General features: G+C 74.4%; 4 protein-coding genes. All 4 read left to right on the top strand.

Translation table 11 applies throughout. From position 1 onward, the window contains the following. The gene (locus AB0Q90_RS41035; RefSeq protein ID WP_363165780.1) at nt 1-1,707 is read left to right on the top strand and encodes an acyl-CoA dehydrogenase family protein; all 1,707 of its coding nucleotides are present in this window, start codon (nt 1-3) and stop codon (nt 1,705-1,707) included. Beyond that, on the top strand, nt 1,704-3,434 hold the full coding sequence (locus tag AB0Q90_RS41030) for an acyl-CoA dehydrogenase family protein (protein WP_363165781.1): 1,731 nt from the start codon (nt 1,704-1,706) through the stop codon (nt 3,432-3,434). Before AB0Q90_RS41035 ends, AB0Q90_RS41030 begins: the two co-directional genes overlap by 4 nt. An 84-nt stretch (nt 3,435-3,518) precedes the next feature. Next, the gene (locus AB0Q90_RS41025) at nt 3,519-3,806 is read left to right on the top strand and encodes an acyl carrier protein (RefSeq protein ID WP_363165782.1); all 288 of its coding nucleotides are present in this window, start codon (nt 3,519-3,521) and stop codon (nt 3,804-3,806) included. 74 nt (nt 3,807-3,880) lie between these two features. After that, nucleotides 3,881-17,391 (top strand): amino acid adenylation domain-containing protein (locus AB0Q90_RS41020; RefSeq protein WP_363165783.1); only part of this gene is annotated, 13,511 nt, incomplete at its 3' end.

The following is a 17,391-nucleotide window of genomic DNA, read 5'->3' as shown; positions in this document are numbered from 1 at the left end:
GTGCCGCACACTCCTGTGCTCAGACTCGACCAGTTCCTGCGCCGATCCGACTCCGGTGACGGCGCCCTCAGCCCCGCCACCATGGCGGCGCTGGACCACGCGGAGGCCTTCCCCGCCGAAGCCTGCCGCGCACTCGACGACTTCGGCCTCGCCGCGCACTACGTCGACGCCCGCCACGGCGGTCTCCTCGGCGACCACGTCGAACTGGTCCAGCTCCTGCGCACCGTGGCCCGCCGTGATCTGACCGTCGCCGTCGCCCACGGCAAGACGTTCCTCGGCACCGCCCCCGTCTGGGTCGCGGGCAGCGAGCGGCAGGCGGCCGAGCTCGCCGCCGAGGTGCGCGCCGGCGCCGTGGCCTCCTGGGCCCTGACCGAGCGCCACCACGGCAGCGACCTGCTCGCCGGGGAACTCACCGCCCGGCGCACCGAGCAGGGCTGGCGGCTCGACGGCGAGAAGTGGCTCATCAACAACGCCACCCGCGGCCGCTTCCTGTGCGTCCTCGCCCGCACCGGCGAACGGGGCGGCCCACGGGGCTTCAGCCTCTTCCTCGTCGACAAGGACCGGCTGGCCCCGGGCAGCCACCGGTTACTTCCCAAGGTGCACACCCACGGGATCCGGGGCGCCGACATCAGCGGCATCGCCTTCGACGGCGCCGTACTGCCCGAGGAGGCACTCGTCGGCGCGGAAGGCACCGGAGCCGAAACGGTCCTGAAGACCCTTCAGCTCACCCGCACCGTGTGCACCGCCCTCTCGCTCGGCGCACTCGACCACGCACTGCGCATCGCCGCCGAGTACGCCCTCGGCCGTCGGCTCTACGGGCGCCGCCTCAGCGACCTGCCGCGCGTGCGCCGCATCCTGGGCGAGGCCTGCGCCGGACTGATCGTCGCCGAGGCCGTCACCACCGTCGCCGCCCGCGCCGTTCACACCCTGACCCCCGAGATGGCCGTGGTCGCCTCCGTCACCAAGGCGCTCGTGCCCACGCTCGCCCAGGACACCCTCGACCGGATCAGTGAACTGCTCGGTGTCCGCGGCTTCCTGAGCGACGACACCTACCTCGACGGCGCCTTCGCCAAGCTCGACCGCGACCACCGCATCGTCGCCGTCTTCGACGGCAGTACCGCGGTCAACCGCAACCTGCTCATCGACCACTTCCCGGCCCTCGCCCGCGCATGGCGCCGTGGCACGGCCGACCGGGACGCCGTCACCGCGACCATGCCCGGCAGCCCGCCGCCGCCCTTCGAACCGGACCGGCTGCGCCTGCTGTCGACCCGGGGCTCAAGCCTCGTACAACTCCTGCCCGAGGCGCTGGAACGGCTGCGCGCCGGAGTCCGCGAGGGGCAGCTGCCGCCCGAGGTGTCCCGCATGGCGGACGAACTCGCCGGCCTCGCCGAGGCCGTGCACACCGGGATGGAACAGCAGGAACGCACGGTCCGCGACGTCCCGCAGTCGGCCTTCGACCTGGCCGCCCAGTACGAGCTGTGCTTTGCCGCCGCCACCCTGATCCACCTGTGGCTGGACAGCGCCCGCACACCCTACGACGGACTGTGGCTCCGGGTCGGCCTCACCCTCGTCCTCAACCGGCTCGGCATCGCCGCCGACGAGACCCGGGCTGCCGCCTACGACCTGCTGGCCGACCGGCTGCTCGCCACCACCGACGGCGCGCCGCCGTCCCTGCCGGCCACCTACGCGCAGGAGGGCGTCCAGTGACCACGGCACCCACCACCACCGCCATGCCCGCACGGCTGCACACGCTGGAGTCCGCGCTCGGCGACCCCTTCGCCGACGACAACCCGCTCGGCCTGCGTGCCGCCCTGGAGGCCGACGAGCGCGGCGAGATGTTCGAGGCCGGAGAGGCGGCGCTGCACGAGTACGGGCTGGGCGCCGAGTTCGTGCCCACCGCGTTCGGCGGCCGGCTCGACCGGCTCGACCACCTCGTGGAGATCATGCGCTCGCTGTACCGGCGCGACCCCTGCCTCGGACTGGGCTACGGCGCCAGCTCGTTCATCGCCGGCGTCAACCTGTGGACCGCGGGCGACGACGAGCAGTGCCGCCGGGCCGCCGAACTGCTGTGCTCCGGACGCCGGGTGGCCGTCGCCTACCACGAGCTGGCCCACGGCAACGACATGGCCGGCACCGAGTTCACCGCGCTGCCCGGACCGGACGGACTCCTCCTCAACGGCCGCAAGGAGATCATCACCAACGTCCAGCGCGCCGAGGCGGTCGTGGTCTTCGCCCGCACCGCCGAGCGCCCCGGCAGCCGCAGCCACTCCCAGCTCTTCGTCGACAAGTCGCGGCTGCCCGCCGGACACATGACGTACCTGCCCCGCTTCCGCACCAGCGGCATGCGCGGAGTGCAGCTCGGCGGCATCGAGTTCCGCGACTGTCCGCTGCCCGAGAGCGCCGTCCTCGGCAGGCCCGGGCAGGGCCTGGAGACCGCGCTGCGCTCCTTCCAGGTCACCCGCACCACCCTGGTGTCGATGTTCACCGGCCTCGTCGACACGGCCCTGCGCATCACCGTCGACCACGTCAAGGGCCGCCGCCTGTACGGCCGTACGGCCGCAGACCTCGCGCACGTCCGCGCGGTGCTCGCCACCGCGTACTCGGACCTGCTGACCGCCGACTGCTTCGCGACCGTGGCCACCCGCGCCCTGCACCTGGTGCCGGAACAGACCCCGATCCACGCGCAGGCCGTGAAGCTCTTCGTGTCCAAGACCCTCATGGACGTGATGAACCAGCTCTCGGCCGTGATGGGCGCCCACTTCTACATCCGCGAGGGAGCCTCGGCCGCCTTCCAGAAGCTTCTGCGGGACATCCAGCCCGCGGGCTTCGGGCACGCGGCGCGCGCCGCCTGCCAGGTGTCGCTGCTGCCCCAGCTCCCGCTGCTCGCCAGGCGGTCCTGGCTCGGCGAGGCAGGCGCACCGGCCGAGCTGTTCCGGCCCGGCGCCGACCTGCCGCCCTTCGACTTCCACCGGCTCGCCATCAGCGCCGCCGGCCGCGAGAACCTCAGCACCTCGCTGGCCGCCGGGCTCGCCGCCATGCCGGACGGCAGCGGACCGGCGTACACCGCGCTGCGCGCGCACGGCGAACACTTCGCCCGCGAACTCCTCACCCTGGCCGAGGAGTGCACCGCGCTCTCACCGGCCGAGCTTTCGGTCGGGGCGAGCTCGCCCGCCTACGACCTGACCACGCGCTATGTGAAGGTCCTCGTCGCGGCCGCCTGCTTCGAGACCTGGCGGCACGCTCAAGGGACCGACGACACCTTCCTCGCCGACCCGGCCTGGGCGGCCGCGGCCCTGCACCGGCTGCGCGCCCCCCTCGGCACGCCTTTGCCGCTGCTGCCCGACCACCTCCAACAGCCCCTGTGGGACGAACTGCTGGACCGCTGCGCCCGCTCGCGGGGCCTCGGTCTGCTGCCCCGGCCGCTCGCCGGCTGAGCCCACCCGACCCACCTGCCGCGGGCCCGCCACGCCGGCCCGCCGACGACCGCTGTCCGACCGACATCCCGACGGGAGACCCCCATGTCCGAGAGCACCGCCCCGAGCGCCGCCGCCACCGACAACGACGACCTGCACGGCTGGCTGGTGGAGCGCGTCGCCGAGCACCTGAAGATGCCGGCCGCCGACATCCGCCCCGACGTACCGCTCAGCGACTACGGCCTGGACTCGGTGTACGCCCTGTCCGTCGCCGCCGAGATCGAGGACCACCTCGGCTTCGCCGTCGACCCGACGATGATGTGGGACAACCCCACCATCGAGGCCCTCCTCGCCGCCATCGGCGAGGAGCGCGCCCGCGGCGAAGCCGCCTGACCGGCCCACCGCACCACACACTCACGCACCGCAGTTCCACGCACACCGCAGCGCCCTGGGGGATGGGAAGCACCGTGTCCGACGTCAGCAACACGTTCCACACCGTGTCCGCCGCGCAGACTGGCATCTGGGTGGCCCAGCGCATGGCACCCGACAACCCCTTCTACAACTGCGGTGTCACCTACACGCTCACCGGACGGCTCGACGAGAACGCCCTGCGCCGGGCCGTCACCCAGGCCGTCGCCGAGACCGACACGCTGCGCACCCGCTTCCACGACACGGCGGACGGCCCCCGGCTGACCGTCGAGCCGGCCGGCGAGCCCGAACTGCACCTCGTCGACCTCACGGACCGGCCCGACCCGGACGCCGAGATCGAGGCCTGGACGGCCGCCGACCTCGCCCGTGCCACCGACCTCGGCACCGAAGCGCCGTACACGCACGCCCTGTTCACCACCGGGGAGCACGGCAGCGTCCTGTACTTCCGCTACCACCACATCGTCCTGGACGGCTTCGGCCAGCACCTCTACATCCGGCGGCTCGCCGAGCTGTACACCGCCCACGAACAGGGCCTGCAACCGTCCGGAGCGATCGCCGCACCCCTCGCCGACCTGCTCGCCGAGGACGCCGCCTACCTCGCCTCCGAGCGGCACGCCACGGACGCGGCCCACTGGCTGGCCGCGTTCGCCGACCACCACGAGGGCACCCCGCTCGCCGGGCGGGTCGCCCCCGCCACGCCCAGCACCCTGCGCCTGGTCACGCCGCTGGCGCCGGAGGTCCTCGGCGACTTCGCCGACAGCGGTGTCGGCGGCCTGTCCGCAACCGTCGTCGCCGCCACCGCGGCCTATGTGCACCGCCTGCTCGGCCGGTCCGAGATCATCGTCAACATGCCCATGGCCGCGCGGCGTTCGCGCGCCGAACTGGGCACGCCCGCGATGCTCGCCAACGAGGTCCCCGTCCGCCTCACCGTCGACCCGGACACCACCTTCGGCGACCTCGTGGCCCAGGCCGAGGACAGGATCCGGCAGACCATCCGGCACCAGCGCCACCGCGGCGAGACCCTGCGCGCCCGGCTCGGCCTGTCCGCCGAGGCCGGCGCACTGACCGGCCCGCAGGTCAACGTGATGGCCTTCGAGCAGGAGACCCGCTTCGGCGCCTGCACCGCGGTGCGCCGACAGCTCGCCAACGGCCCCATCGCCGACCTGACGGTCAACGCCTACCGCACGCCCGGCACCGGTGAGACCCAGCTGGAGTTCTGCGGCAACCGCGAGCTCTACACCGAGGACGAACTCGCCCGCCACCAGGACCGGTTCACCACCTTCCTGCAGCGCGCCGCGGCCGACCCCGGCCACCCGGTCGCCGCCCTCGACCTGCTCACCGACGCCGAGCGCGACACCCTCCTCGACACCTGGAACGCCACCGCGCGCGAGCGGACCTCCGCCACCCTGCCCGTGCTGTTCGAGGCGCAGGCGGCCCGCACCCCGGACGCGCCCGCCCTCCACCATGACGGCGGCACGCTCACCTACGCCGAACTCAACACCCGGGCCAACCGCCTCGCCCACCTGCTCATCGCCCGCGGGACGGGCCCCGACGGGCACGTCGGCCTGGTGCTGCCGCGCTCCGCGGACCAGGTCGTCGCCCTGCTCGCCGTACTCAAGTCCGGCGCCGCCTACCTGGCCGTGGACCCCGACTACCCGGCCGACCGCATCGCCCACATGCTCGGCGACGCCCGGCCCGGCCTCGTCCTGACCACCGCCGAACTCGCCGCCGGCCTGCCGCCGCACGGCGGGGACGTGCTGATCCTCGACGCCCTCGACACCGCTGGCCGGCCCGCGCACAACCCCACCGACGCCGACCGCGCCCGGCCGCTGACCCCCGCCCACCCGGCGTACCTCATCTACACCTCCGGATCCACCGGCGTCCCCAAGGGCGTGGCGGGCCTCCACGAAGGCGCCGTCAACCGGCTGCTGTGGTTCGGGGAGGAGTTCCCCTTCGACGGGCGGCCCGTCCTCGCCAAGAGCTCCCTCAGCTTCGTCGACGGCACCACCGAACTCCTCGGCCCGCTCGTGCACGGCGCGCCCGTCGTGCTCTGCGGCGCCGAGGCCGCCCGCAGCGCCGCCGCCATGACCGACCTCGTCGCCCGGCACGGCGTCGGCCGCATCACCCTCGTGCCCAGCCTCCTCGCCGAGCTCCTGGACGGCGACGACGCCGGTGCCCTCGCGCCGTGCACCCTGTGGGTGACCAGCGGCGAGGCCCTGCCCCCCGCCCACGCCGACCGGTTCCGCACCGCGCTGCCCGCCGCCCGCCTGCTGAACCTGTACGGCTCCTCCGAGGCCAGCGGCGACAGCCTGTACGCCGACGTCACCGCCGGCACCGTGCGCATCGGCCGCCCCATCGCCAACACCCGCGCCTACGTCCTCGACGACGCGCTGCGCCCGGTCCCGGCCGGCACCGCCGGCGAGCTGTACATCGCGGGCGCCGGCCTGGCCCGCGGCTACCTCGGCCGGCCCGGCCTGACCGCCGAACGGTTCGTGGCCTGCCCCTTCTCCGCCACCGGCGAGCGCATGTACCGCACCGGCGACCTGGCCCGCTGGACCGCCGACGGGCAGCTCGACTACCTCGGCCGCGCCGACCAGCAGGTCAAGGTGCGCGGCTTCCGCGTCGAACCGGCCGAGATCGAGGCCGCCCTGGCCGCCCACCCCGCGGTGGAGCACGCCGCCGTCGTGCTGCGCGAGGACCGCCCCGGCGACAAGCGGCTCGTGGCCTACGTCGTCGGCGGCGCCGACACCGGCGAGCTGCGCGCCCAGGTGGCCCAGGCCCTGCCGGACTACATGGTGCCCTCCGCCTTCGTCACGCTGGACGCGCTGCCGCTCAACCCCAACGGCAAGCTGGACCGGGCCGCCCTGCCCGCACCCACCTACACCGCACGGGGCGGCGCCCCGCGCACCGCCGCCGAGACCCTGCTGTGCACCCTGTTCGCCGAGGTCCTCGGCGTGCAGCGGGCCGGAGTCGACGACAGCTTCTTCGATCTCGGCGGCGACAGCGTCCTGGCCCTGCGGCTCGTCTCCCGGGCCCGCCGCGCGAACCTCGCCCTCACCGCCCGCGACGTCTTCGTGCACCGCACCGTCGAGGCCCTCGCCGCCGTCGCCCGGACCACGGCGGACACCGAGACGTACCAGCTCCCCGACCCGCTGCCGCGGCACGAACTCGCCCTCGTCGACGCCCCGTCCGGCGCCCGCGTCCTGCCGCTGACGCCCCTTCAGGAAGGCCTGCTCTTCCACAGCGTCTTCGACGAGGACCAGCCCGACCTCTACACCGTCCAGGCCGTCCTCGAACTCGGCGGCCCGCTCGACACCACCGCCCTGCGCGCCGCCGCCGCGACCCTGCTGCACCGGCACGACGCGCTGCGCGCCGGGTTCCGGCACGAGGGACTGAGCCGCGCCGTCCAGGTCGTACCGGCCGAAGTCCCCCTGGAATGGCGGGAGGAGACGACCGAGGACGGCCAGGGCCTGGACGCGCTGCTGGCACAGGAGCGCGCCGCGCGCTTCGCCCTGGACCGGCCGCCGCTCGTCCGCTTCCTGCTGGTCCGCACGGCCGCCGAGCACCACGTCCTGGCGCTCACCGCCCACCACACCGTCATCGACGGCTGGTCGCTGCCCGTCGTCGTCCGCGACCTGCTCCACACCTACGCGGCCGACCGGCCGCTGCCCGAAGTGCGGCCCTACGCCGACTACTTGGCATGGCTCGCGGCACAGGACACCGAGGCCGCCCGGCAGGCCTGGACCGCCGCGTTCGACGGGTTCGAGGAGCCCGCCCGGCTCGCGCCGACCGTGCCCGGCCGCACCCCGATGCCCCCCGCGCGCGTGGAGCACGACCTCCCCGCCGAACTCACCGACCGCCTCGGCCGGCGCGCCCGCGAACTGGGTGTCACCCTCAACTCCCTCACCACGGCCGCCTGGTCACTGGTCCTGTCCCAGCTGCTGGGCCGCACCGACGTGGTGTTCGGCACCACGGTGGCCGGCCGCCCCGCCGAACTCGGCGGCGTGGAGGACATGGCCGGCCTGTTCATCAACACGCTGCCCCTGCGCGTCCGGCTGGACCCCGCCGAACCCCTCGGCTCCCTCGCCGCACGCATCCAGCAGGAGCGCGCCGCCCTGCTCGAGCACCAGCACATCGGGCTCGCCGACATCCAGCGGTGGACCGGGCTCGGTGAACTCTTCGACACCTCCATGGTGTTCGAGAACTACCCCCTCGACCGCGCTGCCCTCGGCACCCTGGCCGACCGGGCCGGACTGCGCCTCCTGGACGCCCGCGCCCACGAGGGCGCCCACTTCCCGCTGAGCCTCGTCGTCCACCCCGGCGAACGGCTCCGGCTCAGGATCGACCACCAGCCCGACCTGATCGACGCCGTCGAGGCCGAGCGGACCGTCGCCCGCCTCGCCCGCGTCCTGACCCGGTTCGCGGCCGACCCCGCGACCCCCACGGGACGCGCGGAGGTCCTCGCCGACACCGAACGCGCAACGCTGCTCGACGCATGGAACGCGACCGACCGCGCCGTGCCCGCGGACGCGCTGCCCCAGCTCTTCGAGGCCGTCGCGGCCCGCACCCCGCACGCCACGGCCGTGCTCTGCGGCGACCGCGAACTCACCTACGGCGAGCTCAACGCCCGCGCCAACCGCGTGGCCAAGCTGCTGGTCGAACAGGGAGCGGGCCCCGGGCACCGGGTCGCCGTCCGGCTGCCGCGCTCCGTCGACCTCGTCACCGTGCTGCTCGCCGTGGCCAAGTCGGGCGCGGCCTACGTACCGCTCGACCCCGACTTCCCCGCCGACCGCATCACCTACATGATCGAGGACTCCCGGCCCGTCCTCGTCGTGGACGAGGCCTGGCTGGCGGACGCCCGCACCGAGGACCGTACGCCGGACAACCTGGCACCGGTCCCGCCGCACAGCCCCGCCTACGTCATCTACACCTCCGGCTCGACCGGCCGCCCCAAGGGCGTCGTCGTCGGACACGCCGCCCTGGTCAACTTCCTCGACTCGATGGCCGGACTGTTCGCCCTGACCGCCGAGGACTCGCTGCTCGCGGTCACGACCGTCGGCTTCGACATCGCCGCCCTGGAGCTGTACCTGCCCCTGCTGGCAGGCGCCCGAGTGGTGCTCGCCGACAAGGACACCACCCGGGACCCGCAGGCCCTGGCCGATCTGATCGGCACCTCCCGGGCCACCGTGATGCAGGCGACGCCCAGCCTGTGGCGGGCCCTCGTCGACGAGTTCCCGACGGCGCCCGCCGGGCTGCGCGTCCTCGTCGGCGGCGAGGCACTCCCCGCCGACCTCGCCCACCGCCTGCAGGCCACGGCCCGGTCGGTCACCAACCTCTACGGCCCCACCGAGACCACCATCTGGTCCACGGCCGGCGAGGTCGCCGGCGACAGCGCCGCGCGCGGCTCCATCGGCCGCCCCATCGGCAACACCCGCGTCTACGTGCTCGACGCGGCCCTGCGCCCGGCGCCCGCCCGCGTGGCCGGCGAGCTGTACATCGCCGGCGCCGGCCTGGCCCACGGCTACCTGGACCGGGCCGGACTCAGCGCCGAACGGTTCGTCGCCGACCCCCACGGCGCCCCCGGCACCCGCATGTACCGCACCGGCGACCTGGTGCGCTGGTCGGCCGACGGCGAGCTGGAGTACCTCGGCCGCGTCGACCACCAGGTCAAGGTGCGCGGCCACCGCATCGAGCCCGGCGAGATCGAGGCCGCCCTGCTCGGCCACCCGGCGGTGTCCCGGGCCGCGGTCGTGGTGCGCGAGGACCGCCCCGGCGACCAGCGCCTGGTCGGATACGTCGTCGGCACCGCCACCCCCGAGGAGCTCCGCACCCACCTGGCGCGGACCCTGCCCGAATACATGGTCCCGGCGGCGTTCGTGACGCTGGACGCGCTGCCGCTGACCCCCAACGGCAAGCTCGACCGGGCCGCCCTGCCCGCCCCCGACTTCGCCGGCTCGGTCTCCGGCACTGCGCCCCGCACCGCGCTGGAGAAGACGCTGTGCGCCCTGTTCGCCGAGGTCCTCGGCGTGCCCGAAGTCGGCGTCGACGACAGCTTCTTCGCCCTCGGCGGCGACAGCATCGTCGCCGTCCGCCTGGTCGGCCGCGCCCGCCGGGCCGGACTGCGCCTCGCCGTCAAGGACGTCTTCGCCCACCGCACGGTCGCCGCGCTCGCCGAGGCCGTACCGCAGGACGCGGCCGCCGCCGCCGCCGACGTACCCGGCGACGCCCCCCTCGACGTACCCCTCGGCGCGGCGGAACTGGCCGCGCTGCGGGCGCAGTTGCCCGCGTCGGCCGAGGTGCTGCCGCTGACCCCGCTGCAGGAGGGCCTGGTCTTCCACAGCGTCTTCGACCAGGGCGCCCCCGACGTCTACACCGTGCAGGTCGCCGTCGAACTCCTCGGCACCCTCGACGTGCCCGCCCTGAGGACGGCCGCCGCCGCACTGCTCGCCCGGCACGACGCGCTGCGCGCCGGCTTCCCCACCGAGGGACTCAGCCGGCCCGTGCAGGTCGTCCACGCCGACGTGCCCCTGGACTGGCAGGAGACCGAGACCGCCGGCGAAGAGGCGCTGCACGAGCGGCTGGTCGGCGAGCGCGAGCGCCGCTTCGACCTCGACCGGCCCCCGCTCGTCCGCTTCCTGCTCGCCCGCACCGGAACCGAGCGTGCCGTACTGGCCCTGACCGTGCACCACGCCGTACTGGACGGCTGGTCCCTGCCCGTGCTGCTGCGCGAGCTGCTGGAGCTGTACCGCAACACCTCCGCGCTGCCCGCGCCGCGGCCCTTCGCCGACCACCTGCGCTGGCTCGCCCACCGCGACCGGGGCGCCGCCGAACAGGCCTGGCGGGAGGCGTTCGCCGACGTCGAGGAGCCGACGCGGATCGCCGCCGCACCCGCCGGCCGGGTTCCGGTCCGGCCGGAACGCGTGGAGACCACGCTGCCCGCGCCCGCCACGGCGACACTCTCCGAACGGGCCCGCGCCCTCGGCGTCACCCTCAACTCGGTGGTCGAGGCGGCCTGGGCGCTCACCCTGTCGCGCACCCTGGGACGCGACGACATCACCTTCGGCGTGACCGTCTCCGGACGGCCCGCCGAGATCGACGGCATCGAGGACTGCGTCGGGCTGTACATCAACACCGTGCCGCTGCGGGTGCGCCTGAACCCGGCCGAACCGCTCGGCGACCTGCTGCGGCGCGTGCAGGACGAGCGGCAGCGGCTGCTGGAGCACGAGCACACCGGGCTCGCCGACATCCAGCGCGCGGCCGGACTCGGCGAACTCTTCGACACCTCCGTGGTGTTCGAGAACTTCCCGCTGGAGGCCGCCGCCTTCACCGAACTCACCGAAACGGTCGGACTGCGGGTCGGCGAGGTCCACGCGCACGACGCCGTGCACTACCCGCTCGGCCTGGTCGTGGTCCCCGGCGACACCCTGCGGCTGCGCCTGGACCACCAGCCCGACCTCGTCGACCGCGCCACCGCGCAGTCCGTGGCCGACCGGCTGGTGCGCATCCTTGAGGCACTCGCCGACGACTCCGGCCGTCCCACCGGGCGACTCGACGTGCTCACCGCCGACGAACGGCGGCTGACACTCGACACCTTCAACGACACCGCCCACGAGATCGCCCCGGCCACCCTGCCCGCCGCCTTCGAGGCACAGGCCGCCCGCACCCCGGATGCCACCGCCGTCGTCTTCGAGGACACCCGGCTGACCTACGCGGAGCTCAACGAGCGCGCCAACCGGCTCGCCCGGCTCCTGGTGCGGCACGGCGTCGGCCCGGAGCGGCGGGTGGCGATCGCCCTGCCCCGCTCCCTCGAACTCGTCGTGGCCCTCCACGCCGTGGTGAAGGCGGGCGGCGCCTACCTGCCCGTCGACACCGACTACCCCGCGGACCGCATCGCCCACCTGCTCACCGACGCCGCCCCCGAACTGGTGCTGACCCGCGGCGACGTGGCCGGCCGGCTGCCCGCGTCCCAAGCCCCGCACCTGCTCGTCGACGAGGCCGACACCACCGCACTGCCCGGCAGCGACCTCACCGACGCCGACCGCACCGCACCCCTCGGCCTCGACCACCCCGCCTACGTCATCTACACCTCCGGCTCCACCGGGCGGCCCAAGGGCGTCGTCGTCAGCCACGCGGCCATCGCCAACCGGCTGCTGTGGATGCAGGACGCCTACCGGCTCGACGCCACGGACCGGGTCCTGCAGAAGACCGCGTTCGGCTTCGACGTATCGGTGTGGGAGTTCTTCTGGCCGCTCGCCGTCGGCGCGACCCTCGTCGTCGCCCGGCCCGAGGGACACCGCGACGCCGCCTACCTCGCCGGACTGATCCAGGACCGGCGGATCACCACCGTGCACTTCGTGCCGTCCATGCTCCAGGCCTTCCTCCAGGAACCCACCGCGATGCGCTGCACCTCGCTGCGCCGCGTCGTGTGCAGCGGCGAGGCCCTGCCCCGCGACCTGCAACAGCAGTTCCACCAGCTGCTGCCGGCCGCCCTGCACAACCTGTACGGCCCCACCGAGGCCGCCGTGGACGTCACCGCCTGGCCCTGCGCCCCGGACGACACCGGCACGTCGGTGCCGATCGGCCGGCCCATCTGGAACATCCGGATGCAGGTGCTGGACAGCGGGCTGCGGCCGGTGCCGGTCGGCACCCCCGGCGAGCTGTACATCTCCGGCACCGGCCTGGCCCGCGGCTACCTCGGCCGGCCCGACCTCACCGCCGAGCGCTTCGTCGCCGACCCGCACGGCCCTGCCGGCACCCGCATGTACCGCACCGGCGACCTGGCCCGGTGGCGCGCCGACGGCGCACTTGAGTACCTCGGACGCACCGACCACCAGGTGAAGATCCGCGGCCTGCGCATCGAACTCGGCGAGATCGACGCCGTGCTGGCCGGCCACCCGGGTGTGGCCTGGGCCCAGACGGTGGTGCGCGAGGACCGCCCCGGCGACCGCCGCCTGGTCGCCTACGTCCTGGCCGGGCACGGCCCGGTCGAGCACGGCCCGCTGCGCGACCACCTGGCGGCGACCCTGCCGGACTACATGGTGCCGTCCGCCTTCGTCACCCTCGACGAACTGCCCCTGACGCCGAACGGCAAGCTGGACCGCAGGGCCCTGCCCGCCCCGCAGCTGCCCGAATCCGGCGGCGGCAGGGCGCCGCGCACCGAGACCGAACGCACCCTCTGCGCCCTGTTCGCCGAGGTGCTCGGCCTGCCCGAGGTGAGTGCCGCCGACGGCTTCTTCGACCTCGGCGGCGACAGCATCATGTCGATCCAGCTGGTCGGCCGCGCCCGGCAGCAGGGACTCGTCCTCACCGCGCGCGACGTGTTCGAGCAGCGCACCGTCGAAGGCCTCGCCGCCGTCGCGGCCCGCGCCGGATCCACCGCCGCCGAGGAGCCGGACATCGCGGTGGGCGCACTGCCGCTGCCGCCCATGGCCCACTGGCTGGCCGAACGCGGCGGCCCCGTCGACGGGTTCGCCCAGTCCCTCGCCGTGCGCGTGCCCGCCGGGCTCGGCCGCCGGGACCTGACCACGGCCCTGGAGGCCGTCCTCGACCACCACGACGCCCTGCGGACGCGCCTGTCCGACGGCGAGCCGTGGTCCCTCACGATCGGCGACCGCGGCTCGGTGGCCGCCGACGCACTGCTGCACCGCGTCGGCGCGAACGGCGCCGCGGACGCCGAGCTGGACGAGCTCATGACCGAGCAGGCCGCGGCAGCCCGCGCCCGGCTCGCACCGCGCGACGGCGTCATGCTCCAGGCGGTGTGGTGCGACCGGGGCCCGGCCGCGTCCGGCCGACTCGTCCTCGTCGCCCACCACCTGGTGGTCGACGGCGTGTCCTGGCGCATCCTGCTGTCCGACCTCGCCGACGCCCTCCGGGCGGCCACCACCGGCCGCACCCCCACGCTCCCCGCGCCGAGCCTCTCCTACCGCTCCTGGTCACAGCGCCGCCACACGGCAGCCGCCGACGGGGCATGCCGGGACCAACTGCCGTATTGGCGCGAAGTGTTGGAAGGTTCTGCGGCTACGGCGGACACGGCCGGAATCCCCGCCCTCGACCCCGCCCTCGACACCCACGGCACCGCCGCCTCGCTGCGGCTCAGGCTGCCCGCCGAGGTGACGCGGGCCCTCCTGACCACCGCGGCCGCCCGCTACCGGGTGCGTCCCGACGACGTTCTGCTCGCCGCGTTCGCGGCGGCCGTCACCGCCTGGCGCGGCACCGACGACCCGACCGTGCTGGTCGATCTGGAGGGCCACGGCCGAGACGCGCTCGGCGCGGACGACGCCGATGTCTCCCGGACCGTGGGCTGGTTCACCAGCCTGTACCCGGTACGGCTCGACGCGGGCCCGCTGGACGCCGAGGCACGAGCCGGACTGCGCGCGGGCGGCCCCCAGGCCGACCGACTGCTCAAGCGCACCAAGGAACTGCTGCGCGCGGTGCCCGACCACGGCCTCGGCTACGGCGTACTGCGCCACCTCGACACCCGGGCCCGCACCGAACTCGCCGCGCTGCCCTCGCCCGCGCTGGGCTTCAACTACCTGGGCCGCACGACCACCGGCGACGACTCCGACTTCGGCATCGTCCCCGGCAGCAACGGCATCGGCGGATCCGCCGACGCCGGCCTGCCCCTCGCCCACACCGTGGAACTCAACGCCCTGGCCGAGGACGGCCCCGACGGACCCGAACTCGTCGCCACCTGGACCTGGGCCGGCCGCCTGTACACCGAGGACCGCGTGCGCCGGCTGGCCGAGGAGTGGTTCGAGGCCCTGCGCGGCCTCGCCGCCCTCGTCGAACGGCCGGACGCGGGAGGCCTGACGCCCTCCGACATCGCCCCCGCACAGCTCGGCCAGAGCGAGATCGAGGAACTGGAACGGCGATTCGCCGGCCGCCTCGACGACGTCCTGCCGCTCTCCCCCCTCCAGGAGGGGCTGCTCTTCCACCACTCCTTCGACGAGGAGTCCGGCGACGTCTACACCGTGCAGCTCGCCGTCGACATCGAGGGCGAGCCGGACACCGCCCGGCTGCGCGCAGCCGCGGCCGCACTGCTGGAACGGCACCCCAACCTGCGGGCAGCCTTCCTGCACGACAACCTGAGCACCCCCGTGCAGGCGGTCCTGCGCGACGTACCGCTGCCCTGGCAGGAGGCCGACCTCGGCGCCCTGGACGAGGCCGAGCGGGAGCGGGAGGCCCAGCGACTGCTCGACGCCGACCGCACCCGCCGCTTCGACCCCGCCCGGCCCCCGCTCGTGCGGTTCACCCTGCTGAAGCTGGGCGACCGGCGTCACCGGCTGGCGATCACCTCCCACCACGTGCTGTGGGACGGCTGGTCCCTGCCCGTCGTCGTACGCGAACTGCTGGAGCTGTACCGGGGCGAGCACCCGCTGCCGCCGGTCAGGCCCTACCGGGACCACCTCGCCTGGCTGGCCGGACAGGACCGCGCCGCCGCCGAGACCGCCTGGCGCGAGGCCTTCGCCGGATTCGAGGAGCCGACGCTCGTCGCCGCCCCCGACCCCGGCCGCACCCCGCAGCTCCCCGCCACCGTGGAGGCGGCCCTGCCCGCCCCGCTCACCGCCCGGCTGACCGAGCGGACACGCACGCTGGGCGTCACCCTCAACTCGGCCGTCCAGGCCGCCTGGGGACTGGTCCTGGCCCACCAACTGGGCCGCGACGACGTGACGTTCGGCGTCACCGTCTCCGGCCGCCCGGCCGAGGCGGACGGCGCCTGGGACACCATCGGCCTGTTCATCAACACCGTGCCGGCACGGCTGCGCATCGACCCCGCCGAGCCCGTCGGCGAACTGCTGGCACGTGCCCAGCGGGAGCAGGCGCGGCTGCTGGAGCACCAGCACCTCGGGCTCGCCGACATCCAGCGCGCCATCGGCTTCGGCGAACTCTTCGACACCTCCCTCGTGTTCGAGAACTACCCCCTCGACGCCGAGACCCTGAACACCGTCGCGGCCGGAACCGGCCTCAAGCTCACCGGCGCCCGCACCCGGGACGCCGTGCACTACACCTACGGCCTCGTCGCCACCCCCGGCGACGAACTGCACTTCCGCCTCGACCACCAGCCCGGGCCGGTCACCGAACAGACGGCTCGCGGCGTCATGGAACGGCTGCTGCGCGTCCTGACGGCCATGGCGCAGACACCTGAGCTGCCGGTCGGACGTGTCGAGGTGCTTGGTGCCGATGAGCGTTCGGTGTTGCTCGACGGTTTCAACGCCACCGAGCGTGCGGTGCCTGCGGGCACTCTGCCGGAGTTGTTCCAGGCGCAGGTGGCTCGGACCCCGGACGCCACCGCCGTGGTCTTCGAGGGCGTCCAACTGACGTATGCGGAGCTGAATGCGCGGGCCAACCGGCTCGCCCGGCTGCTGGCCGAGCATGGCGCGGGCCCGGAGCGGGCCGTCGCGGTGTCCCTGCCGCGCTCGGCCGACCTGGTTGTGGTGCTGCTCGCCGTCATGAAGGCGGGGGCGGTTCATGTCCCGGTGGATCCGGAGTATCCGGCGGAGCGTATTGCGCACATCCTTGACGACGTTGCTCCGGTGCTGGTGGTCGACGAGGCGTGGCTTGCGGCGGCGGACACTTCCGGTCGGGCCGCGGATGACCTCCTGCCCGCGGATGTCACGTCGCTCGCGTATGTGATTCATACGTCGGGTTCGACGGGGCGTCCGAAGGGTGTTGCGGTCTCGCATCGCGGTATTGCGAGTCTGGCGGCGGGGCAGATTGAGCGTTTCGCGGTCACTCCCGACAGCCGGGTGCTGCTGTTCGCGTCGCCGAGCTTCGATGCGGCCGTGTCCGAGGTGTGCATGGCGCTGCTGGCGGGCGCGGTGCTGGTGCTGGCGCCTGCCGAGCGGCTGCTGCCGGGTGCGGCGCTGACCGGGCTGGTGCGCGAGGAGGGGATCACGCACATCACGCTGCCGCCGTCCGCGCTGGCCGTCCTCCCGGACGACGCGCTGCCGACGGTGACGACGCTGGTGGTGGCGGGTGAGGCGTGTCCGCCGGATCTGGTGGCGCGTTGGTCGCGTGGCCGCCGGATGATCAACGCGTACGGTCCGACGGAGTCGACGGTGTGCGCGAGCATGAGTATGCCGTTGTCGGGTGCGGTGGTCCCGCCGATCGGCGCGCCGCTGATCAACACGCGCCTGTACGTCCTGGACGCCGGTCTGCGTCCGGTTCCGGTGGGTGCCGCGGGTGAGCTGTATATCGCGGGTGCGGGTCTGGCCCGGGGGTATCTGAACCGTCCGGAGCTGACCGCGGAGCGCTTCGTGGCCTGCCCGTTCGGGGCGCCGGGGGAGCGCATGTACCGCACCGGCGACCTGGCCCGGTGGACCGCGGACGGTGAGCTGGAGTACCTGGGTCGCGCGGATGACCAGGTGAAGGTCCGTGGTTTCCGGATCGAGCCGGGCGAGGTGGCCGCGGTGATCGCCGGCCACCCCACGGTGGCCCGTGCCGTGGTCGTGGTGCGTGAGGATCAGCCCGGCGACAAGCGCCTGGTCGCCTACGTCGTTGCCGCGCCCGGCGCGGAGGCGGACCCCGCGGCCCTGCGCCGGCACGCCGC

Source organism: Streptomyces sp. NPDC079141 (genome assembly GCF_040686775.1).
Classification (GTDB): domain Bacteria; phylum Actinomycetota; class Actinomycetes; order Streptomycetales; family Streptomycetaceae; genus Streptomyces.
The sequence above is the reverse complement of the archived record's forward strand: the minus strand, read 5'-3'. Positions and strand labels throughout refer to the sequence as shown.